This window comes from Hungatella hathewayi WAL-18680 (genome assembly GCF_000235505.1).
Classification (GTDB): domain Bacteria; phylum Bacillota; class Clostridia; order Lachnospirales; family Lachnospiraceae; genus Hungatella_A; species Hungatella_A hathewayi_A.
On the sequence record NZ_JH379027.1, the window covers coordinates 2,151,845 to 2,174,796 of the forward strand.

At 52.1% G+C, this 22,952-nt stretch carries 22 protein-coding genes; 20 read left to right on the top strand and 2 right to left on the bottom strand.

Annotation, left to right across the window (positions count from 1 at the left end; all coding sequences use genetic code 11):
- From HMPREF9473_RS28725 to cysK, 7 genes are all read left to right on the top strand, one after another.
- Positions 1 to 162 (top strand): transposase (locus HMPREF9473_RS28725; protein ID WP_187388697.1); only part of this gene is annotated, 162 nt, incomplete at its 5' end.
- A gap of 267 nt (positions 163 to 429) precedes the next feature.
- Positions 430 to 1,095 carry a response regulator transcription factor gene (locus HMPREF9473_RS09590; protein WP_006779900.1) on the top strand — a complete coding sequence of 222 codons (666 nt, stop codon included), beginning with the start codon at positions 430 to 432 and terminating at the stop codon, positions 1,093 to 1,095.
- Positions 1,096 to 1,101: 6 nt separating this feature from the next.
- Positions 1,102 to 2,508 carry a sensor histidine kinase gene (locus HMPREF9473_RS09595; protein WP_006779901.1) on the top strand — a complete coding sequence of 469 codons (1,407 nt, stop codon included), beginning with the start codon at positions 1,102 to 1,104 and terminating at the stop codon, positions 2,506 to 2,508.
- Positions 2,509 to 2,571: 63 nt separating this feature from the next.
- A complete protein-coding gene (locus HMPREF9473_RS09600; protein WP_138669311.1) occupies positions 2,572 to 3,939 on the top strand; it encodes a DUF6034 family protein in 1,368 nt (455 codons plus the stop codon).
- A gap of 119 nt (positions 3,940 to 4,058) precedes the next feature.
- The gene (locus HMPREF9473_RS09605) at positions 4,059 to 4,652 is read left to right on the top strand and encodes a type IV toxin-antitoxin system AbiEi family antitoxin domain-containing protein (RefSeq protein WP_006779903.1); all 594 of its coding nucleotides are present in this window, start codon (positions 4,059 to 4,061) and stop codon (positions 4,650 to 4,652) included.
- On the top strand, positions 4,649 to 5,497 hold the full coding sequence (locus HMPREF9473_RS09610; RefSeq protein WP_006779904.1) for a nucleotidyl transferase AbiEii/AbiGii toxin family protein: 849 nt from the start codon (positions 4,649 to 4,651) through the stop codon (positions 5,495 to 5,497). The genes HMPREF9473_RS09605 and HMPREF9473_RS09610 overlap by 4 nt, the downstream gene beginning before the upstream one ends.
- A gap of 107 nt (positions 5,498 to 5,604) precedes the next feature.
- Positions 5,605 to 6,546 (top strand): cysteine synthase A, encoded by a 942-nt coding sequence (gene cysK / locus HMPREF9473_RS09615; protein WP_006779905.1) that lies wholly within the window; start codon positions 5,605 to 5,607, stop codon positions 6,544 to 6,546.
- 88 nt (positions 6,547 to 6,634) lie between these two features.
- Here the strand turns inward: cysK and HMPREF9473_RS09620 are convergent, their stop codons facing one another.
- A complete protein-coding gene (locus tag HMPREF9473_RS09620; RefSeq protein WP_006779906.1) occupies positions 6,635 to 6,964 on the bottom strand; it encodes a hypothetical protein in 330 nt (109 codons plus the stop codon).
- A gap of 120 nt (positions 6,965 to 7,084) precedes the next feature.
- Here HMPREF9473_RS09620 and HMPREF9473_RS09625 point away from each other — a divergent pair, with 120 nt between their 5' ends.
- A complete protein-coding gene (locus HMPREF9473_RS09625; RefSeq protein ID WP_006779907.1) occupies positions 7,085 to 7,294 on the top strand; it encodes a helix-turn-helix domain-containing protein in 210 nt (69 codons plus the stop codon).
- Between the two features lie 181 nt (positions 7,295 to 7,475).
- Here HMPREF9473_RS09625 and HMPREF9473_RS09630 read toward each other — a convergent pair whose 3' ends face one another.
- The gene (locus HMPREF9473_RS09630; protein ID WP_006779908.1) at positions 7,476 to 8,294 is read right to left on the bottom strand and encodes a YihY/virulence factor BrkB family protein; all 819 of its coding nucleotides are present in this window, start codon (positions 8,292 to 8,294) and stop codon (positions 7,476 to 7,478) included.
- 161 nt (positions 8,295 to 8,455) lie between these two features.
- On the opposite strand from HMPREF9473_RS09630, the gene HMPREF9473_RS09635 reads away from it, so the two are divergent.
- The 12 genes from HMPREF9473_RS09635 to murB all read left to right on the top strand — a co-directional run bounded on the left by HMPREF9473_RS09635 (position 8,456) and on the right by murB (position 22,898).
- Positions 8,456 to 9,346 (top strand): SPL family radical SAM protein, encoded by an 891-nt coding sequence (locus HMPREF9473_RS09635; protein WP_006779909.1) that lies wholly within the window; start codon positions 8,456 to 8,458, stop codon positions 9,344 to 9,346.
- A gap of 34 nt (positions 9,347 to 9,380) precedes the next feature.
- Complete coding sequence (locus tag HMPREF9473_RS09640; RefSeq protein WP_006779910.1) at positions 9,381 to 10,634, top strand: MFS transporter; 1,254 nt, start codon at positions 9,381 to 9,383, stop codon at positions 10,632 to 10,634.
- 42 nt (positions 10,635 to 10,676) lie between these two features.
- Entirely contained in the window at positions 10,677 to 11,276 is a 600-nt protein-coding gene (locus tag HMPREF9473_RS09645) for an HD domain-containing protein (protein WP_006779911.1), read from the top strand.
- Positions 11,277 to 11,519: 243 nt separating this feature from the next.
- The gene (gene pfkB / locus HMPREF9473_RS09655) at positions 11,520 to 12,473 is read left to right on the top strand and encodes a 1-phosphofructokinase (protein WP_006779912.1); all 954 of its coding nucleotides are present in this window, start codon (positions 11,520 to 11,522) and stop codon (positions 12,471 to 12,473) included.
- A 12-nt stretch (positions 12,474 to 12,485) separates the two neighbouring features.
- Positions 12,486 to 14,510, top strand: a complete 2,025-nt coding sequence (locus tag HMPREF9473_RS09660) for a PTS fructose transporter subunit IIABC (protein ID WP_006779913.1) — start codon at positions 12,486 to 12,488, stop codon at positions 14,508 to 14,510.
- Positions 14,511 to 14,694: 184 nt separating this feature from the next.
- Positions 14,695 to 15,654 carry a Gfo/Idh/MocA family protein gene (locus HMPREF9473_RS09665; protein ID WP_006779914.1) on the top strand — a complete coding sequence of 320 codons (960 nt, stop codon included), beginning with the start codon at positions 14,695 to 14,697 and terminating at the stop codon, positions 15,652 to 15,654.
- Positions 15,654 to 16,316: an HAD family hydrolase gene (locus tag HMPREF9473_RS09670; RefSeq protein ID WP_006779915.1), complete on the top strand. Its 663-nt coding sequence runs from the start codon at positions 15,654 to 15,656 to the stop codon at positions 16,314 to 16,316. The genes HMPREF9473_RS09665 and HMPREF9473_RS09670 overlap by 1 nt, the downstream gene beginning before the upstream one ends.
- Before the next feature lie 229 nt (positions 16,317 to 16,545).
- Positions 16,546 to 17,883 carry a putative glycoside hydrolase gene (locus HMPREF9473_RS09675; RefSeq protein ID WP_006779916.1) on the top strand — a complete coding sequence of 446 codons (1,338 nt, stop codon included), beginning with the start codon at positions 16,546 to 16,548 and terminating at the stop codon, positions 17,881 to 17,883.
- 161 nt (positions 17,884 to 18,044) lie between these two features.
- Positions 18,045 to 18,794 (top strand): DUF1653 domain-containing protein, encoded by a 750-nt coding sequence (locus tag HMPREF9473_RS27670; protein WP_006779917.1) that lies wholly within the window; start codon positions 18,045 to 18,047, stop codon positions 18,792 to 18,794.
- A gap of 68 nt (positions 18,795 to 18,862) precedes the next feature.
- Positions 18,863 to 20,719, top strand: a complete 1,857-nt coding sequence (gene uvrC / locus HMPREF9473_RS09685) for an excinuclease ABC subunit UvrC (protein ID WP_034859093.1) — start codon at positions 18,863 to 18,865, stop codon at positions 20,717 to 20,719.
- A gap of 229 nt (positions 20,720 to 20,948) precedes the next feature.
- Positions 20,949 to 21,884, top strand: a complete 936-nt coding sequence (gene hprK, locus HMPREF9473_RS09690; RefSeq protein WP_006779919.1) for an HPr(Ser) kinase/phosphatase — start codon at positions 20,949 to 20,951, stop codon at positions 21,882 to 21,884.
- Between the two features lie 102 nt (positions 21,885 to 21,986).
- On the top strand, positions 21,987 to 22,898 hold the full coding sequence (gene murB, locus HMPREF9473_RS09695) for a UDP-N-acetylmuramate dehydrogenase (protein WP_006779920.1): 912 nt from the start codon (positions 21,987 to 21,989) through the stop codon (positions 22,896 to 22,898).
- Positions 22,899 to 22,952: the final 54 nt, after the last annotated feature.

Here is a 22,952-nt window from a genome sequence, read left to right on the forward strand (position 1 = left end):
CAGGCAGAAGGAACATTCGGAGTATTAAAATGGGACAGGTCTTACAAAAGATTATTTCGAAGAGGTGAGAAAAATGTAATTCTTGAACTTACGTTAATCTCTTGTGGATTTAACATCTATAAATATCATAATAAAAAGCAGCGAAAAGAAGCAGCAGCTTAAAAGCAAAGAAAAGTTACCCACATAGGCTTATTAAGTGAACCATTTTTTACAAGTGAACATCAAAAAGCAGCTATAAAAACAAGGAATCACCAGAACCGGCATTTGCCGGAACTGGCGATTCCTAATTAGGGAGTTTTTTTACAGCCCCTTTTTCCTGTGGTGTGATACTGTCGCTAATTCATAATATTGTAAAGGGATTGACAGTTGAGTCCGGCTGCGAAACCGTGATATACTGAAATTCAGTGACAGGGACGGGAGGCACAGGAGATGGGAAAAAATAAAATTCTGATCATTGAGGACGAGGAGTCGATACGGGAGCTGCTCTGCATGAATCTGGAGGCAGTGGGCTACGAGGTGGATATGGCGGCGGACGGCGTGGAGGCGGAGAGAAAGATTTTGGCGGATCAGGGAAGCTATGACATGGCGCTGGTTGATGTGATGGTGCCGGGACCTGACGGGTTTGAGCTGATAGATGGGCTGAACCGGAAGGAGATTCCCTGCATTTTCCTGACAGCCAGGGCGGATGTGGCCTCCAAGGTAAAGGGACTGCGCCTGGGGGCGGAGGATTACATGGTGAAGCCGTTTGAGATGATGGAACTGTTTGCCCGGGTGGAAAATGTGTTGAAACGCAGGAAGAAACTGAAGGATTACATACAGATAGACGGCTGCCGGATTGATTTGGCCAGCCATAAGGTCTATGAGGACGGGGAGGAGATTGGCTTAAAGCCCATGGAATATGATTTGTTTGTGTTCCTCTGCCGGAATCAGAATGTGGCATTTACCAGAAACCAGCTTCTCGATCAGATATGGGGCGGTGATTACGGAGGAGAGACCAGGACAGTGGATGTGCATGTGGCAAGTCTGCGGAAAAAGCTGAAGGCAGGGATGCGGATACAGACGATTCCCAAGCTGGGCTACCGCCTGGAGGTGTAAAAATAGATGAAGTTGACGAAAAAACTGACAGTGATTCTGACAGCGGGCCTTGCCGCCGGTTTTTTGACCGTCAGCGGGGCGGCGGTGTGGCAGATGCGCTCCCAGAGTATTGCGGTGGCGGTGGACAATTATGGGAAACAGATGGATTCCATCGCGTATGCATTTTCAGAAATCGGAGCGAGGGAAGAGTTTGAGAATCTGGGGGATATTGCGGCGGAAGCCTATTTGAAATACCAGTTCCGGCGGTGTTATAAAGATGGGTATGCCCTGCTTAAGGGAGATGAATGCCTGGTAAATCTGACGGACTATGAAGTGTTGTCACCCTCGGCGCTGGAGGGCGCCTATATGATTCAGCATCTGGGGAAACAGTCGGTGCTTTTGATGAGGAGGGAAATCAGCCAGTTTCCGGGGTACCAGGTTCTGATGACTCAGGATATCACGCCCTATTATCAGGAGATAGAGCGGCGGGGGCTGTATCTGCTCCTCCTTTGCTGTCTGATCTGGGCCGTCACGGGGGCTGGTGTGTTTGCATTGGTTCACAGGGCGTTGAAGCCTCTGCGGCGGCTGACGAAGGCGGCCGGGAGTATTGGAGAAGGCAATTTAGACGAGCGTGTTCCGGTGGAGAGCCAGGATGAGATAGGAGAGTTCGCAACGGTTTTTAACCGGATGACGGAGCAGGTGGAGGCGCAGGTGGAGGATTTACAGCTGCTTCTGGGAGCATTGGCCCATGAAATCAAGACACCGATGACGGCGGTTATCGGGTATTCGGACAGTCTGCTCCATGTTAAACTGTCCGGGGAGCAGAAGGAGCGGGCGCTGGAGCAGATTCATCATGCGGGGCTGCGGCTGGAGCGCCTTTCCTCGAAAATGCTGAATTTTCTGGGGACCTATGAGAATGGGGAGATTCAGATGGAGGAAATTGCTGTTGAAGAGCTTTTCCAGGAGGTGCTTAAGGAGACAGAACCTCTGTGGAGGGAAAAGCAGCTTGTGATGATAGAAAAGGCAGGTGAGGAGAAGGCGTCCGAAGTTCTGGCAGTCAGGGGAGACAGAGGACTTTTAATCGCCCTTCTGTACAATCTGGTACACAATGCAGTCAAGGCTTCCCGGCCGGGAGAAAGAATCTGGCTGACGGCAGAGGATGGGATGATGGCCGTCAGGGATGAGGGATTCGGGATTCCGGAGAAGGATTTGTCTCACGTGACGGAAGCATTTTACATGGCGGATAAATCCAGGAGCAGAAGTGAAGGCGGCTCTGGGCTGGGGCTGGCGCTCTGCGAGAGAATTGCGCTGCTGCATGGATTTCGGATGGAGATTCGAAGTCCCTGGGACGGCCAGGCTCTTGGAGTGGAGAAGAAGGGGAAGGGGACGGAGGTAATACTTCTGTCTTCTGTTTACAAAACGTTTACACTTTGATGAGGACTTTGATGCATCAAATGGATACAATGGGCCTATCAAAGGATAAAGGAGTGTAAAGGAATGATATTTGGACGAGGAGAAAAAGGGATGGTTTTCCTGGCCGTGGTGCTGACGGTGGGGGTGATGGCAGGTTGTGGAGTGGGCGAAGAACCCCAGGTGCTAGGGAAGAAACAGGAGACAACTGCTTTCGGGGAGAGCAATTCCGGACAGGAAGACGACGGGACAGACACGGCGGCAAAGGCCGGCGTTTCCGTAAAAGAGCAGGTGCAGGCGCCGGAGCGTTATCAGTCGGAGATGTCGGGGGATAACGTGGCGCTGAGTGCGGATGCGCCGGTGTTGGTGCCGGAGGTGGAACAGGCGGTGCTTAAAAGAGCCCGGGCGGCAAATTTTACGGAGGAAGAATTCCGACAGGTGGAGAAGGTCCTGGCAAAGGAGTTGTCCGTGAAGTGGGGAGAGAGAACAAGGGAGAGCGGTGTGAAAGCGCCGGGCGAGATACAGGCGGTCACGACATCTGCTATGGGGACGGATAGTTCGGGGGCGGCATACAATCTTTCTTACCGGACATTTGAAGGGGATAGCAAGTCGGGTCTCTCCCTGATCTGGATGAAAAATGTAGCGAATGATGGCCGAAGTTCCTCCGGTTCCGCCCATCTCTATGAGGAAGGTGAGGAGGCTGGCGGCCAACAGCCGGGGACTGGCGCGAAACTTGAGGAGAAGGCCGAAATGCTGATAAAGGAAGCCGGTTTTACTGGTTATCAGCTGTATGAAGGCAGATGGAGAGAGTCCTACTACACGCTGCGTGAAAAATCGTGGGCGGAGCTGGAGTACTGGACAATTTTTACCCCGGTGGTGGAAGGCATTGGCTGTATCAAATCGACGGTCAGTCTGCTGGAAAATGATTCTAAGAATGGTTATATGAACGGGCCTTACATTGAAGTATTTTACAATGCTGACGGAACGTTGAACGAGTTTAAAGTGATCGGAAAGAACGAGGTGGAGGAGACGGCGGGGAAGGAGGAGTTTCTGTTGCCGTTTGAGGCGGTGCAGCAGCTTTTTGAGCAGTACTGCAAAGATTATTTCACCCCCCAAAATAGTCGGCCAGCGGCGCTTCCGCCGGAAGAAGGAAATAGTGCTGTTCTTGAGGACAACTCCGGGAAATCAAAGGGAACCACAGGCCCGGAGGCTCATGTCAAGGTGAAGAAGGTGAAACTGGAATATGCCTGCGTGAATTTAGGCGACAGCCAGCGCACTTTTGAGCAGGATTTGATTCCCGTCTGGAATTTCTATGGAAGCATCGAGAAATCCCCCCAGCTGCCCGGCCAGGAGGATGTCCAGATGACAGAATATGGGACAGCCAAAAAGGAGCCGGATGGGCTGCTGCTTTCCATCCGGGCGGATGATGGGCAGATTTTGACAGATGCACCATAGTTGGAAGGAGGCGAGTGATTCGCCTCCTTTTCAATTAATTATTTGTTTTTGAATTGACTTTTATGCTTAAAAATTATATAGTTATAAGTATAGAAGTTAATTACTAGGAGGTGATAAATATGGGAGCAACAGATATTATTCTGCAGCTGGCAGAAAAGAATAATGGAATCGTCACAACGTCAATGGTAAGTGCGGCCGGGATATCAAGAGGAAATTTGAATTATCTCGTTGATATGGGGAAACTTGAAAAGACATCCCGTGGGGTTTATATTCTTCCGGAAGCCTGGGAAGATGAATTTATAAATTTGCAGAGCCGCTTTAAACGGGGAGTTTTTTCTCATGAGACAGCATTGTTTCTGTACGACTTGACGGATAGAACCCCCAATCATTATGATATGACGTTTCCGTCCCATTATAATCTTACGTCGGCCAAAAAAGAAAATGTAAGATGTACCCAAGTGACAGAGCCGTTATTTGAAATTGGGATAGAACTGGCGTATACACCCAATGGAAATACAGTTCATGCATACAACCCAGAAAGGACTTTGTGTGATATTTTAAGGCCAAGAAGCCATGTAGATATTCAGATTGTGGCAGAGGCTTTTAAATCTTATACAAAACAGAAAAATAAAAATATCCCGCGCTTGTCAGAGTATGCAAGGCTGTTCAAGGTGGAAGAGAGATTAAGACATTATTTGGAGGTGCTGCTTTGAAAAATGCAATGCAGTTAAAGGCAATGATAAAGAGTCTGGCAAAAGAAAAGAATATTTCTGCGCAGCTTGTCATGCAGAATTTTATGCTGGAACGTCTGCTGGAACGTGTGTCAGTTTCTGAGTATAAAGAGAATTTTATCCTAAAAGGCGGCTTTTTGATTGCTGCAATGGTAGGGCTTGACAGCAGGGCAACGATGGATATGGATGCTACTGTGAAAGGCATTCCGGTAAATGAGAATAGTGTCAAAAATATGTTTGAAAAATTGTGCCAGATTGATTTAGAGGATAATGTCCAATTTTTATTTTGTCGTATCGTTGAAATTCGAGAAAATAATGATTATATAGGTTACCGGGTTTCTTTGACAGCCAATTATCCACCGATGGCAGTGCCTCTTAAATTGGATATTACTACCGGGGACAGAATTACTCCGAAAGAAATAGAATACAAATTTCGATTAATGTTGGAGGACAGGGATATTTCTGTTCTGGCATATAATTTGGAAACGGTGCTTGCTGAAAAATTGGAAACAGTGGTAACCAGAGGGGACCAGAATACAAGGCCAAGGGATTATTATGATATTTACATACTGAAAAAATTACAATATGCAAATATACGGACAGAAGAGTTGGGGGCCGCTTTGTCAGCTACGGCAGAAAAACGTGGTTCTATAAAAGTCATGGCCGAATATGAAATAATTATGAATCGTGTGAAAAATAGCGAAGTCATGCAAAGACAATGGAGGAACTATCAGAAGGATTTTAATTATGCGGCTGATATCGATTTTGCAGAGTGTTGTGACAATGTTGTAGAGATTATGCGGGAACTGGGGAGAGAGGCAGTTTAAAATAAAAATGATGATTGACAAATGACGCCGAAAGGGATACAATCAGTAACAATTACTTGAATCCATATAATATTACTATGAATTAAAAGACAGGGAGGAAAATGGCGATGAATGTTAGGAAGAGCGGGATGGAGCTGATTGGGAATACGCCTCTTTTGGAGGTGGTGAATTATGAGAGGGAGCATCAGCTGGCGGCGAAGATTTATGCGAAGCTGGAATATCTGAATCCGGCGGGGAGTGTGAAGGATCGGGCGGCGTTGTATATGATTGAGGACGCGGAGGAGAGAGGGATTTTGAAGCCGGGCGCTACGATTATCGAGCCGACTTCCGGGAATACGGGGATTGGGCTGGCGAGCATTGCGGCTATGAAGGGATATAAGGCCCTGCTGGTAATGCCGGAGACGATGAGTATGGAGCGGAGAATGATTTTGAAGGCTTATGGGGCGGAACTGGTGCTGACGGAAGGCGCGAAGGGGATGACCGGCGCGATTGCCAAAGCGGAGGAACTGCAGAAAGAGATTCCTGGCTCCATGGTGCTGGGACAGTTTGTTAATCCTGCTAATGCCAAAGCCCACCGGGAGACTACTGGGCCGGAAATCTGGCGGGATACGGACGGACAGGTGGATATCTTCGTTGCCGGTATTGGTTCTGGTGGAACGATCACGGGAGTTGGAGAGTATTTGAAGAGCCAGAAGCCGGAGGTGAAAATCGTGGCGGTTGAGCCGGCTGGTTCCCCATACTTGAGCAAAGGAACCGCGGGTCCTCACGGTATCCAGGGCATCGGAGCCGGCTTTGTACCGGAGATTTTGAACCAGGATATCTATGATGAGATTATCACCGTCGCCAACGAGGACGCCTACGACACCGGCCGCCAGATGGCCACAAAAGAAGGCATCCTGGTAGGCATTTCCTCCGGCGCCGCCCTCTGGGCCGCCACCGAACTTGCCAAACGCCCGGAAAATGCCGGCAAACACATCGTAGTCCTCCTCCCGGACACGGGAGACCGTTACCTCTCCACGCCGATGTTTGCGGCGGAGGAGAAGAATTAATTAAAAATAAGACAGTTGGCAGATAGACTGGAAGTAACAGAATCCGACTCCCTTGTATCACTAAAAGGCGGTCGGATTTTTTTCTTTTCTAATCTTTATCTGTAAATTGCCAGCACCTGAACCATAAATAGATAAGAATCTTGTCATCAACCATATTGATTTCAGTATAATTCGATATTCCAATCAGAAGGTTCAGGGAATGTGCCTCATCACAGGTCAGATATGATTTTGCTGTAATTGTTAGGTGAATGGCGTCATCATTTTCCCAAAAAGAAAAGTCGGCTTCATTTTCAAGTTCCAAAGTCAAATGTTCATAAACGGCTCTTATCATTTCTTTATAATCCGATAGCAATATTCGATTATGAGTTCGCTCATATTCTTTTAATTTAGCCACTAATCTGTTAAATTCATTTTCCATGCATATACCTCCATAAAACACCTGACTATATATCGCCTCACTGTATTATACCTCACTGAATAGTGAATTACTAGATAAAGATTCATTGGTTATAATTCTGAGTAGAAAGGTGGTGAGAGTGTGGGGCATTTGCATATGCGGATTAATGAGATTTTGGAAGAAAGAGATATCAGTAAAAATGCTGTCTGCAAGGCACTCGATATTCCACGCTCGAACTTCAATAAATATTGCAGAGATGAATTCCAGAGAATGGATGCCAATCTGATTTGTAAACTGTGTGAGTATTTTGACTGCGGTGTTGGGGATTTGATTGAATATATCAAAGATTAAAAGCAAACCGGGTACTTGAAAAAATTAAGTACCCGGTTTATAATGTGAATAGAAGAAATCAAAGGATTGAACCAATGATTACCTTCGGATAAGGCGTAATTTACAGTTACGGGCTATCCTCTAGTGCGATAGAGGATAGCCCAGTTTCTTTTCTAAAATGTCATGATATCTCCACTTCCCACTACCGATAATTCTTCGTATAATGATAATTAATCTCCGCCCCAATCAACAGAATACAGATACAGATATACAGCCACAGCATCAACAGCACAATGGCCGTCAGGCTCCCGTACATGTAGGAGAAGTTGCTGAAGTGGTCGAAGTACATGGAGAAGAGGTAGGAGAAGATGGTCCAGCCGGCGGCGCTGAAGAGGGCGCCGGGGACCTGGTTTCTAAGTTTCTGGTTGATGCTGGGCAGGTAGGCGTAGAGGGCCATGAAGGCCACAATCAGGATGGCCATGGCGGCCACGGAGCGGAAGCTGACGATGAAGGAAATGATTTCCCCAATCAGCGGAAACAGCCGGTCAATCAGCCGCTGCAGCGAGCTTCCCAGCACCAGGAAAATCAGGCTGCCAACGCAGGCGAAGATAAAGACAATGGTGTATCCCGCGCAGATAATCCGCCGCACAATATAATTTCTCTTTCTGGAAATCTCATTTACCCGGTTCAAACTCCTCTCAATGCTCAACATCCCCCTGGAGGCTGACCACAGCGCCGTGATGGCCGTAATGGACACAATCGTAGCCGGAGACTTTGTATACAAATCATCGATAATCCCCACCACAAAGGAATCCAGCATATCCGGCATGATAGCCACCGTGATGGTCATCAAATCCGATTTGCTGATGTTGGGAATAAACTGAATCAAGGTCAAAAGCAGCATGATAAATGGAAAAAATGACAGCACGATAAAGAACGAAGCCTGAGCCGCGTAAACGGTGACTTCGTCTTTGGTAAACTTGTCGTATATTCGTTTTCCCTCCACAATCAATGAAACCATAGGAGCCCTTTCTTAGCATCGTTATTATAGGTATATTAGCACGGGCAATAAAAAATAGCAAGTTGGTTATTTCCATTGTTATTTTCCGCTACATTTGGTAAAATTTAATCAACATGGGACGAGGACTAGAAACCTGCGTCCCTTTTTGAAAGGAGATGGACATGGAATACGTACCCGCCAAAACCATCGTGACCAAGGCAAAGGACACCAGCTGGTTCGGGATTGATTACAATATGAATATTTACCGGGGCTGCTGCCACGGCTGCATTTACTGTGACAGCCGCTCCGACTGCTATCAGATCGACAACTTTGACACCGTCCGCGCTAAGGAGGACGCCCTTCGGATTATCCGGGACGACTTGCGGCGGAAGGTGAAGCTGGGGGTGGTGGGCACCGGCTCCATGAGTGACCCCTACAACCCCTTTGAGGGGGAAATGCAGCTGACACGCCATGCCCTGGAGCTGATCGACGCCTTCGGCTTCGGCGTGGCCATCGCCACCAAGAGTACGCTGATGATGCGTGACATGGACATTCTGGAGAGTATCAAGGAGCATTCCCCGGTCCTCTGCAAGGTGACTATCACTACGGCCGATGACGCCCTGTCCAAGAAGGTGGAGCCCCATGTGGCCTGCTCCTCGGAGCGGTTTGCCATGCTGGACGCGCTAGGAAGCCACGGCATTTACGCCGGAATCCTGCTGATGCCGGTCCTGCCGTTTCTGGAGGACTCGGAGGAAAATGTGCTGGCCATCGTCCGCCGTGCCCACGAGGCAGGCGCCAGGTTCATCTACCCGGCCTTCGGCATGACCCTTCGAAACAACCAGCGGGAGTGGTATTTTGACAAGCTAAATGAAATCTTTCCGGGCCAAAATCTTCCGGAGCAGTATATCAAACGCTACGGCAACCGCTACGAATGCCACAGCCCCCGGGCCAGAACCCTATGGAATAAATTTACACAGGAATGCGCCAAATACGGAATTTTATATGACATGAAAGACATTACCCATTCCTATAAGAAGAACTACGAAGTGACACAATTGAGCATGTTTGATTAATACCCAAAGACCGGCACACATAAGGGAGAATGAGATGGAAAAGGCGAAACTGACGAAACTGGAAAAGTACTGGATTTTATACGATGTGGGCAACTCGGCCTTTGTGCTGCTGGCGGCCACCATACTGCCCATCTATTTTAATTATCTGGCGGAGCTTGGCGGCCTGTCCGAGGTGGATTACATGGCCTACTGGGGTTATGCCGCCTCCATATCCACGCTGCTGGTGGCGGTGATTGGCCCCATATTCGGGACGCTGGCCGACACCAAGGAGTACAAGAAACCGATTTTCATCATCAGCATGATGGTGGGGGTGCTGGGCTGTGCCGTGCTGTCGGTGCCCACATCCTGGGTCATCTTCCTGGCCGTGTTCGTGGTGGCCAAGGTGGGGTATTCCGCCAGCCTGATATTCTATGACTCCATGCTGACGGATGTGACCACCCCGGAGCGGATGGACATGGTCTCCTCCCAGGGTTATGCCTGGGGGTATATCGGCAGCTGCATTCCCTTTGTGGTCAGCCTGGGTCTGGTGCTGGGATATGAGGCGGTGGGCATTTCCATGACAACGGCCATGGCCATTGCCTTCGTGCTCAACGCGCTGTGGTGGGTGGGGGTCACGATACCGCTGTTAAAGACCTACCGCCAGATACACCATGTGGAGACACAGGGAACCCATGTGATGCGGGAGAGTCTGGGGCGGCTGGTTCACGCCTTCCGGGATTTGAAGGGGCATAAGAATATTCTGGTGTTCCTCATTGCCTTTTTCTTCTATATAGATGGGGTCTACACCATCATCGAGATGGCGACGGCCTACGGAAGCGCGCTGGGGCTGGATACCCAGGGACTGCTGCTGGCGCTTTTGCTGACCCAGATTGTGGCATTCCCGTTTTCGATTCTGTTTGGGGTGCTGGCTAAGCGGTACCGGACGGACAAGCTGATTGGGATGTGTATTCTGGCCTACACCGGAATTGCCATCTTTGCCATCCAGCTTGACAAGCAGTGGGAATTCTGGGTGCTGGCGGTGTTTGTGGGCATGTTCCAGGGAGGCGTGCAGGCGTTGTCCCGGTCCTACTTTGCCAGAATCATTCCGCCGGAGAAGTCGGGAGAATTCTTTGGCATTTACGATATCTGCGGGAAAGGGGCATCCTTTATGGGGACCGCCCTGATGGGACTATTCGCCCAGATTACCGGGAAACCGGGGGGCGGCGTGGCGATTCTGGCCGTCATGTTCCTGATTGGGTATGTGTTGTTTCGAAAGGCCGCGGCTATGAACGCTTCCAAGTTCCAATAGCCAGGATAAAGATAGAAAATCAAGAGAGAAGAGGATACCATTATGGAAATGAGAAAACTGATTCAGACAATGGAGCTGGCCGAAGCTCTGAAGAATAATACCCGCCATTCCTGGACTTCAAAGGGACGGCATGAGAGCGTAGCGGAGCACAGCTGGAGACTCTGTCTTTTCGCCTATTTTATCAGGGATGAATTCCCGGAGGCGGACATGGACAAGGTCCTCCACATGTGCCTGTTCCACGACATGGGGGAAGCATTTACGGGAGATATCCCGTCTTTTCAGAAGACGGAGGCCGATGAGGTGCGGGAGGCCCAAGTGGTCTATGAGTGGGTGGACAGCCTTCCGGCCCCTTATAACACGGAACTTCGCGCCCTGTACGAGGAGATGGACGCCCTGGAGACCCTGGAGGCCAGAATCTACAAGGCGCTTGACAAGATGGAGGTCCTGATGCAGCACAACCAGTCCGACTTATCCACCTGGCTCCCCTTGGAATATGAGCTGAATCTGAAATACGGTGTGGAGCAGGCCGAGTTTCACGACTACCTGCGGGAACTCCGCCAGATGGTTTCCGATGACTGTATAGCAAAAGTAAAACAGGAAGACCCGGAGAAATACCGGGAGCTGGGCTGGGAACAGCCGTGACGCAAAGAATCCCCCGCTGTATGAGGCAGCGGGGGATTCTTTGTGTCACGGATAACCCATATAGAAAAAATGACAAAAACGAAGGCATTTTCCGGGGAAAAACGGGAATAATTTTGTATATAGTGACGAAAATGGAAAAGAAAGAAAATTTCACCAAAAATGCTATTGACGAAATCAAAGAATCATATTATGATATAGACATCAGATGAAATTAAATTTCACCAAGACAAGGAGATGTGATGAATGATTTACACTGTAACATTTAATCCCGCGCTGGATTATGTAGTAAAAGTAAATCACTTCACGCTGGGAATGGTCAACCGGACAGTTCAGGAAGACATCTATTACGGGGGCAAGGGGATTAACGTATCCACGGTGTTAAAGAATCTGGGATATGACAACACCGCCCTGGGATTTGTGGCCGGATTCACAGGTGATGAGATTGTAAGGGGAGCGAAGACTCTGGGGTTTATCCCGGATTTTATCCGGGTGGAGCACGGGATATCCCGCATTAACGTCAAGATGAAATCCGATGAGGAGAGCGAGATCAACGGCATGGGTCCGGAGATAACGCCAAAGGACGTGGAAAAACTGTTTGAGAAGCTGGAAAAGCTGGCGGACGGCGATATCCTGATACTGTCGGGAAGCATCCCAAAATCCATTGACGATGACATTTATGAGAACATCATGGCAAGGCTGGACGGAAGAGGAATCCGGATTGTGGTGGACGCGGAGAAGAACCTGCTGTTGAATGTGCTTCAGTACCATCCCTTCCTGATTAAGCCTAACAATCACGAGCTGGGCGACATGTTCGGCGTGGTGCTGAATGGCGACGGGGAGATAACGGAGTACGCGAAGAAACTTCAGGAGAGAGGCGCCCGCAACGTGCTGATATCCATGGCAGGCGACGGGGCCATCCTGGTGGATGAGACGGGGAAGACCCACCGCATGGGAGTTCCCAAAGGAACGGTCCGCAACTCGGTGGGAGCCGGGGATTCCATGGTGGCCGGATTTGTGGCCGGGTACCTGGAGCGGCAGGATTATGAGCATGCACTGAGACTGGGAAGCGCCGCCGGAAGCGCCAGCGCGTTTTCGGAAGGTCTGGCCTCAAAGGAAGATATCATGAAACTTTATCAGGAATTATCAGGGGAAACAAGGAAGGTCCACGCCTGCACAGGCAGACCTGGAAATGAGTAGGAGGGATAAGCTATGAAGATTACGGAATTATTGAAACCGGAAAGCATTGCGCTGGGCATCAGCGCGTCATCCAAAGAAGATGCCATCAACCAGCTGGTGGCTCTGATGGAAAAGGGCGGAAGACTGAACGACAAGGCTGGCTATAAAGAGGGGATTCTGGCGAGAGAAGCCCTTGGAAGCACGGCGGTTGGTGAGGGGATTGCCATTCCCCACGCGAAGGTGGCGGCTGTGAAGGAGCCGGGACTTGCGGCAGCCGTGGTGCCGGAGGGCGTGGACTATGAGGCGTTTGACGGTTCCCTGGCCAACCTGATATTCATGATTGCGGCGCCGGAGGGCGAGGCGGATACCCATCTGGAGGCCTTGTCCAGACTGTCCACCCTGCTGATGGTTCCGGGATTTAAGGATTCTCTGATTGCGGCGAAATCGAAGGAAGAGTTTTTGACTATTATCGATAAGGCGGAGAAAGAGCGGTTCGGCGAGACAGAGGAGGCCAAAGCCGGAAATGCGGACGGCGCGGCCAGTGCAGCCGGCGGCAAAACAGCCGGAAATGCTGGCGGTGCATCAAAGACAGGAAATGCAGCCGCAGCAGACAGTAAAAATACATCCACAGGCAGCAGCGCTGCCGGCTACCGCGTCCTCGCGGTAACCGCCTGCCCCACCGGTATCGCCCACACCTTCATGGCGGCAGAGAACCTGGAGAACATGGGCAAGAAGCTGGGTATCCCGGTGAAGGCGGAGACCAACGGCTCCGGCGGCGCCCAGAACGTGCTGACGAAAGAGGAGATTGCCAGCGCCGACGCCATCATCATCGCGGCGGACAAAAACGTGGAGATGGCCCGGTTTGACGGAAAGCCGGTTATCATGACCTCCGTCTCCGAGGGCATCCACAAGGGCGAAGAACTGGTGCAGAAGGCAGTCAGCGGAACGGTTCCCATCTACCATCATGCCGGCGGCAGCGATGGCGGCGAGGTGTCCGGCTCCAACGACAGCGTGGGACGTACCATCTACAAACACCTGATGAACGGCGTTTCCCACATGCTTCCCTTCGTCATCGGCGGCGGTATCCTGATTGCCCTTGCGTTCCTGTTCGACGACTATGCCATCAACCCGGCAAACTTCGGTAAGAACACGCCTCTGGCGGCTTACTTAAAGACCATCGGCGAGCAGGCCTTCGGCATGATGCTTCCGGTTCTGGCCGGTTACATCGCCATGAGTATCGCGGACCGTCCCGGTCTGGCTGTGGGCTTTGTAGGCGGACTTGTGGCGAAGATGGGCTGTACCTTTGCAAATCCCGCCGGCGGCGACGTGAACGCCGGATTCCTGGGCGCGCTGTTTGCCGGTTTTGTGGGCGGCTACATTATCGTTCTGCTCCGCAAATGCTTCAGCAAGCTGCCGAAATCCCTGGAAGGCATCAAGCCGGTGCTGTTATACCCGGTGCTTGGCATCTTCCTGGTAGGCGTTGCGACCACCTTTATCAATCCTTATGTCGGTATGATTAATGACGCGCTGAGCGGCGCCCTGAACAGCATGGGCGGCACAAGCCGCGTGGTTCTCGGCATGGTGGTAGCCGGCATGATGTCCGTGGATATGGGCGGCCCGGTGAACAAGGCAGCTTACGTCTTCGGCACGGCCCAGCTGGCGGAGGGCAACTTCGAGGTGATGGCGGCGGTGATGGCCGGCGGTATGGTGCCTCCGATTGCCATCGCCCTGTGTACCACATTTTTCAAAAACAGATTCAGCGAGAAAGACAGACAGTCCGGTCTCGTGAACTATATTATGGGACTCTCCTTCATTTCCGAGGGCGCGATTCCCTTTGCGGCGGCTGACCCGCTGCGCGTGATTCCTTCCTGTGTCATCGGCTCAGCCGTGGCCGGCGGACTGTCCATGTTCTTCAACTGTACGCTTCGGGCGCCTCACGGCGGCATCTTCGTTCTGCCGACCATTGGCAATCCGTTCGCCTATCTGGCGGCGGTGCTGGTTGGCTCCGCGGTTGGATGTGTGATACTGGCAATGCTGAAAAAGCCGTACCAGGCGTAGGAAATACGACAGGTAACTGTCTTCGTGAAAAAAATATCAAATTACAGGCAGATATGCCGGCGGGGAAATGAAATCTCTGCCGGCATTGCCGCATTTTGAAGGGGACCCCGGCCGGAAGCATTTGACGGATGCCGGAAAACTGGTTAAAATAGAGTCAATATGGAAAGAATGCGGAGGACGGGATATGGTGAATTACAACTGGGCGATGGTGGGCGCCGGAGGAATAGCGTCGGAGATGGCGGAAGCGTTAAAGGAGCTGGGAGGCGGAGTTTACGGTGTCTGCGCGTCCCGGTATGAATCGGCGGAAGCATTTTCCCGCAAGCACGGTGTTCTTCATGCGTTTGGAAGCTGTGAGGAGATGCTTGGGGATTCCAAGGTGGATATCGTCTATGTGGCGACGCCCCACAATCTGCATTACGAAGTGATCAAAAAAGCGCTTCTGGCTGGGAAGCATGTGCTGTGCGAGAAATCCATCACGGTGGATGCGGGACAGCTGGAGGAGTTGGTGGCGCTGGCGGCGGAGAGGAAGCTGATCCTCCAGGAGGCCATGACCATCTACCACATGCCGCTCTACAAGAAGCTGCGGGAGGTGGCGGCGTCCGGCGCCATCGGCGATATCAAGATGGTGCAGGTGAATTTCGGCAGCTGCAAGGAGTACGATGTGAATAACCGCTTTTTCAATAAGGATTTGGCGGGAGGCGCCCTGCTTGATATCGGCGTGTATGCGGCGGCATTTGCCAGAAGTTTCCTCAGTGAGAGGCCGGAGGAAGTGCTGACCACGGTGAAATACTTTGAGACCGGGGTGGATGAGCAGTCGGGAATCATTCTGAAAAACAGCCGGGATGAGATGGCTGTCATGGCGCTGACTATGCGGGCCAAGCAGCCCAAGCGTGGCGTCGTTGCCGGGGAGAAGGGCTATATTGAGGTGAACAACTACCCGCGGGCGGACCGGGCCGTCATCGTTTACACGGAGGATGGCAGGACGGAGGAGCTGGCGTGCGGCGAGATGGGCCGGGCTCTCTGCTACGAGGTGGAAGACATGGAGGCCGCGGTGAGTCATGGCGGCGGCCAGCTGGAACTGGAGTATACGCGGGACGTGATGCATATCCTGACGGAAGTAAAACGACAATGGGAGATGAAATAATGTACAGATGCTGCATGTTTGATTTGGATGGAACGCTGATTAACACCATTTACGCGCTGACTTACACGATCAATCTGACTCTGAAAAAATATGGTCTGGGCCCCATCGAGGACGAGCAGACCAAGGTGTTTGTGGGGGACGGATATCAAAAGTTTGTAGAGCGGGCGCTCCGCTATTGCGGCGATGTGGAGCTGGCCCACCGGGAGGACGCTCTGATGACCTATGACGCCCTGTTTAAGGAGCATTGTCTCTACCGGATTGAGGCTTACGATGGAATGAAGGAGCTTCTGGATGCGCTGAAAGCCAAAGGTATCAAGATTGCCGTTGTCACGAACAAGTCCCACGACAGAGCGATTGAAAATGTGGAAATCGTGTTCGGGAAGGATTATTTTGACAGGATTACGGGGGAGCAGGAGGGCGTCCGGTGCAAACCGGACCCGGCCATGGCTTTAGGTACGGCGAAGGCCCTGGGGGTGGACCCCTCGGAGTGTCTGTATTTTGGCGATACCAACACCGATATGAAGACTGGAATCAACGCCGGCATGGACACGGTGGGCGTCCTCTGGGGCTTTCGGGACAGGGAGGAGCTGGAGGCGTTTCACCCGAAATATATCATAGAGCATCCGGGCGATATTCTGCCAGCCATCGAGGCGGCAGAGTAACATACCGGAGGAAGGAACAGACAGAAAAAACGAAGAAAAATGACGAAAGCGGAGCCAATATCGTAGAGGTTCCGCTATTTTTCTGTAAAAATGCATAATTTCTGCAAAGAAATTTATGGAAAATATAAGAAAATTTAAAAAAATTTCCAAATTATTAAAAATGTGTTACAATGATTAAGCTACTAATTACGAAATCATGTTACCAAAGATAAAAGGATAGGAATTGGATATGAAAAAAGTAATCTATTTATGGATTGCCTGTATGCTTCTCCTGGGCGGATGTGCCAGATACGAGAGGGCGGACAGTCCGACCACTCCGGCTCCTGTGGTGGTGAGACGAAGCTCCGACGAAGTGCCGTTGGAGACGGAGACCACGCCGGTGGAGAGTGCGGAGGAAAGCACCGAGGAGAGTGTGGAAGCGGCGAGCGCCAAACCGGAGAAGCCGCGGGTGAAGGTGAAGGGCATTTATGTGTCCGAGTATGTGGCGGGAACACCGGATTTGATGGACGCCATTATTGAAAATATTGACAAGACGGAGATCAACGCGGTGGTCATTGACGTGAAGGACGACAATGGCCGGATTTCCTACGCCATGGATTCGCCCATGGTGACGGAGCTGGGGGCGGTGAAGAAGTTTATTCCGGACATGCCTGGACTCATGGCAAAGCTGAAGGAGCACAATATCTATACCATTGCCAGGGTGGTGGCCTTCCGTGACCCCTATCTGGCGGAGCAGCGGCCGGATTTGAGCCTGAAACTGGCGGACGGAAGCATTTACCGGGACAACAAGGGGCTGGCCTGGGTGAATCCTTACAAGAAGGAAGCCTGGGATTATCTGGTGGAGGTGGGGATTGAGGCCCACAAGGCCGGATTTGATGAGATTCAGTTTGACTATATCCGGTTCTCCACGGAGAAGGGGATTAACGATGTGGTCTACGAGGAAGCGGATACCCACGGGCGGACGAAGACGGAGATTATCACCGAGTTTATCGGTTACGCCTATGAGAAATTGTCGGCGGAGGGCGTGTTTGTGGCGGCGGATGTGTTTGGCGCGATTATTGGCGGCGGGCAGGATTCCGATTCGGTGGGACAGTCCTACGGAAATATGGCCAAGAGTCTGGATTATATCTGTCCCATGATTTATCCTTCCCATTACGGGGACGGCAATTTCGGGATTGAGCATCCAGATACCCAGCCCTATGACACGATTCTGGGGGCGCTGAAGAAGTCAGAGGACGATTTAAAGACCTATGAGGCTGAGGGGGAGGACCAGGCGATTGTGCGGCCCTGGCTTCAGGACTTTACGGCGTCCTACCTGGCCAATTATATCCAGTATGGGGATAAGGAGGTCCGGGCCCAGATTCAGGCGGTCTATGACGCCGGCTACGATGAGTGGCTGTTGTGGAGCGCGGCCTGCAAATATCACTGGGGCGGACTGCTGACGCCGGAGGAGGCAGAGGCGGAGGCCGCCCAGATTGCCGAGTCCCGTGCGGCAGAGCCGGAGACGGAGCCTACGCAGGAGGAGACGACGGTGCCGAGGACTTATCCGCATGCGGGGGAGGAGTAATTTTCTGGAGGTTTGTAGTGTAGAAAATCTCGATTTTATATGGAAGATGTGGGGCGGTCGTGTTATAATAAACACGACTGCTTCTTGATTTCGGTGTTTTTTAAATCAAGAAGATGCACTGCGGACGCATATAGAAAATATAGAGCAGGAGTGAACATATCATGGATAGAACACCAAGACCAGGCGAATTTTACCGCCATTTTAAAGACAAATTATATCAGGTAGTAGCCATTGCGGAGCATTCGGAGACCGGGGAGATGCTGGTGATCTACCAGGCCCTCTACGGTGATTTCCGGACCTACGCCAGACCGCTCTCCATGTTCAACAGCGAGGTGGACCGCCAGAAATATCCGGACGTAACACAGAAATACCGGTTTGAGCAGGTAGAATTTGTCCGCGGAGGAAACACGTTCGCGGCCCAGCCGCCAGTTCCCGGGATTCCGGCGGCGGGAACTGCATCGTGCGTCACTGAAATTCCAGTCGCCGGGTCAGGGGCCCCAGGCATTGGCGCCCAGGCCGCCCAGCCCCCCATTTCCGAAATCCCGGTCATCACCCCTCCGGCGGCCCAGACCCCGGACGAGGAGGACGCAGACGACGACTTCCAGAGCGTCAGCCTGCGGGACGACATGATAAAAGTGGTGGACACCACCCAGTCCGTGGATATCCGGGAGGACGAGGAAGCGTCCGCCCCCATAAACCCGGCTCTCCTGTCCTTCATCGAGGCGGAGACCTATGAGGGCAGACTGGAAGCCCTGCACAACATGCGGGGCCGTGTCAGCCAGGATGACTTAGGCATTATCTATGTGGCTCTGGATATGAAAAAAGTGGAGGGCAGCGTGGACGCCCAGTTGGACGCCGTGGAACAGATTCTGAGCATGCAGCGTCACTACGACGGCGGACATTTGAGATAGCCGGGACTTAAGACCGGACAGACATTATAGACAGACGGAGGATAGAAATTCAGATGGAAGACAAGCCCGTGTTTGATATCGAGGAAGAATTAAAGAAACTGCCGGCCCAGCCAGGCGTCTACATCATGCATGACAAAAAGGACGAAATCATCTACGTGGGCAAGGCCATCAGCCTGAAAAACCGGGTGCGCCAGTATTTCCAGAGCAGCCGGAACAAGACGGCGAAGATTGAGCAGATGGTATCCAGAATCGCCCGGTTCGAGTACATTATCACCGACTCGGAGCTGGAAGCTTTGGTGCTGGAGTGCAACTTAATCAAGGAGCACCGCCCCCGCTACAACACTATGTTGAAGGATGACAAAGGTTATCCCTACATCAAGGTGACGGTATCGGAGGATTTCCCCAGAGTGCTGTTCGCCAGAACCATGAAGAAGGATAAAAACAAATATTTCGGCCCCTACACCAGCGCGGGAGCGGTGAAGGACACCATAGATTTGATACACAAGCTGTACAAAATCAGAACCTGCAACCGGAATCTCCCCAAGGATATCGGCAAGGACCGCCCCTGCTTAAACTACCATATCAAGCAGTGCGACGCCCCCTGCCAGGGTTACATCAACAAGGAGGATTACTGGAAATCCGTCAACCAGGCGCTGGAATTCCTAAACGGCCAGTACGGCAATGTGCTGAAGGTGTTGGAGAAGAAAATGCAGGACGCCTCCGACGAGCTGGACTTTGAGAAGGCCATCGAGTACCGGGAACTTCTCACCAGCGTGAAGAAGGTGGCCCAGAAGCAGAAGATTACCAGCAGCAGTATGGAGGACCGGGATATCATTGCCATGGCCAGAGATGAGTCGGACGCGGTGGTGCAGGTGTTCTTCGTGAGGGAAGGAAAGCTCATCGGCCGGGATCATTTTCATGTGAATATTGCAACGGCGGAGGATGAGAAGCAGATTCTTACCAGTTTTGTGAAGCAGTTTTATGCCGGGACGCCTTTTGTGCCACGGGAGCTTTGGGTGCAGACGGAACTGGAGGACGCGGAGGTGATCAGCCAGTGGCTGGAGACCAAGCGGGGCCAGAAGGTGAAGATTGTGGTGCCACAGAAGGGCCAGAAGGAGCGGCTGGTGGAGCTGGCCCAGAGAAACGCGGCCCTGGTGTTGTCCCAGGACAAGGAGAAGATCAAGCGGGAGGAGCTTCGCACCATCGGCGCCATGAACCAGATCGGGGAGCTGATCGGGGTGGAGGGCATCCGCCGGATCGAGGCGTTCGATATCTCCAACACCAGCGGTTTCGAGTCCGTGGGCTCCATGATTGTCTACGAGGACGGGAAGCCGAAGCGGAACGATTATCGGAAGTTTAAGATCAAATGGGTGAAGGGCGCCAACGATTACGCCTCCATGCGGGAGGTGTTGACGAGACGGTTCACCCACGGACTCAATGAGGCCAGCCAGCTGAAGGAAAAGGGCGTGGATGAGGCCTACGGCAGCTTCACCCGGTTCCCGGACTTAATCATGATGGACGGCGGCCGGGGCCAGGTGAATATCGCGCTGGAGGTGCTGGAGGAATTGAAGCTGGACATCCCGGTCTGCGGTATGGTGAAGGATGACAACCACCGGACGAGGGGACTCTACTACAACAATGTGGAGGTGCCCATCGACAAGCACTCGGAAGGGTTCCGGCTCATCACCAGAATCCAGGACGAGGCCCACCGGTTCGCCATCGAGTACCACCGGGCGCTGCGGGGCAAGGGACAGGTGAAATCCATTCTGGACGACATCCCGGACATCGGCCCCACGAGAAGAAAGGCGCTGATGCGCCAGTTTAAGGCCATCGAGGCGGTGAAGGACGCCACTGTCGAGGAGCTGGAGAGCGCGCCGGGGATGAACCGGAAGGCGGCGGAGAGTGTATACAATTTCTTTCATTAAAAACGTTTATTAAGAACATTCATTGGGAACAGACAGGGCAGGGGGAAACATCCTCTTGTCCTGTTTCACGTCCCGATGGAGACTGCATTTCCGGGAAAATGACGAAAATTCCCATCATTTCCCTCCCATACTTGGGCGCCGCCGGCAGGAAAAGTGTGGTGACAACCGCCCCAAGATGTGATAACATGAAAGGTAGATTTAAGATACGTGAAAAAAAGGAGAGATTGTCATGTATGGCGTAACCATTGAAGAATTAATTGAGAAGATGAATCTGAAGAATGTTACCCCCGAAATTGATGTGGAGAAAGCGGTTTTGACCCACCCGGACGTGAACCGTCCCGCACTCCAGCTGGCCGGCTTTTTCGACCATTTTGACAAGGAGCGTGTGCAGATTATCGGGTATGTGGAGCAGGCTTATATCAACAACTTAAGCCAGGAGCAGAGACGGACGGTCTACGACAAACTGCTGGCGGAGAAGATTCCCTGCCTGGTGTACAGCCGGGGCCAGATGCCGGACGAGGATATGCTGGAGCTGTGCAACCACTACGACGTGCCCTGTCTCGTCTCGGACAAGACCACCTCGGATTTGATGGCGGAGGTGATCCGCTGGCTGAAGGTGAAGCTGGCTCCCTGCATCAGCATTCACGGCGTATTGGTGGATGTATTTGGCGAGGGCGTGCTGATTATGGGTGAGAGCGGCATCGGCAAGAGCGAGGCGGCTCTGGAGTTAATCAAGCGTGGACACCGTCTGGTGACCGATGACGTGGTGGAGATCCGCAAGGTCAGCGACGAGACCCTGATTGGAAGCGCGCCGGATATCACCAAGCATTTTATCGAACTGCGGGGCATCGGCATTATCGATGTGAAGACCCTGTTCGGTGTGGAGAGCGTGAAGGACACCCAGGCCATCGACATGGTCATCAAGCTGGAGGACTGGAACCGGGATAAGGAGTACGACAGACTGGGACTGGAAGACCAGTACACGGAATTCCTTGGCAATAAAGTCGTATGCCATTCCATCCCCATCCGTCCGGGCAGAAACTTAGCGATTATCGTGGAGTCCGCGGCTGTCAACTACCGCCAGAAGAAGATGGGCTACAACGCGGCTCAGGAACTGTACAAACGTGTCCAGGCCAACTTGAACAAGAAGAGCGATTTGGATTAAGAAAAAGTTTTCTGCCGGAATCAGACAAGTTTCCGGCAGAAGTGGAATATGATTCCATATGGAAGTAAAAAAGATAAGAATTACAAAGACAGAGGTGGATACATGGCAGAGTTTCTCGAACAATTAGGCAGACTACTGGAGGAAGCGTCCGTGAAAACGGATGAACGGATGGCCAACCACACCACATTCCGCATCGGCGGCCCAGCCGATTACTACGTGACTCCAAAGAACGTCGGGGAACTGAGTGCCGTGGTGCAGTTGTGCAGACAGGAGCAAATGCCCTATTATGTGGTAGGAAATGGGAGCAATCTTCTGGTCAGCGACAGCGGCTACCGGGGTGTGATTATCGCCATGACGGACAGTCTGGGGTCGTGTCAGATTGATGGAACCAGGGTGACGGCGGGAGCGGGAATCCGGCTCTACCGTCTGGCCAAAAAGATAGAGGAGGCGTCCCTTACCGGCTTTGAGTTCGCGGCGGGGATTCCCGGAACCCTGGGCGGCGCCCTGGTGATGAATGCCGGGGCCTACGGCTCGGAGATGAAGAATATTTTAACATCCGCCGACGTACTGGACAGGGACAGACGAATACTCACCCTGACAGCGGAGGAACTGGAGCTTGGCTACCGCCACAGCTGCATTCCGGAAAAGGGTTATCTGGTGCTTTCCGGCACCTTTGAACTGAGTCACGGGGAACCGGCGAACATCCGGGAGACCATGGAGGAACTGTCCCGCAGAAGGCGGGAGAAGCAGCCCCTGGAATACCCCAGCGCCGGAAGCACCTTCAAGCGCCCGGAGGGACATTTCGCAGGAAAATTAATCGAGGAGGCCGGACTTCGCGGCTTTAGCGTTGGCGGCGCCCAGGTGGCGGAGAAGCACTGCGGCTTCGTCATCAACCGGGACCATGCCACCGCCTCCGATGTGAGAAACCTGTGCCGGGAAGTGGCAAAACGGGTGAAAGAACACTCCGGGGTGGACCTGGAGATGGAAGTGAAGATATTGGGGGACATAGAATAGAAAGTCTGTCAAGGCCACACAATCGCATTTGCGGCCACAAACAGACCAACAACA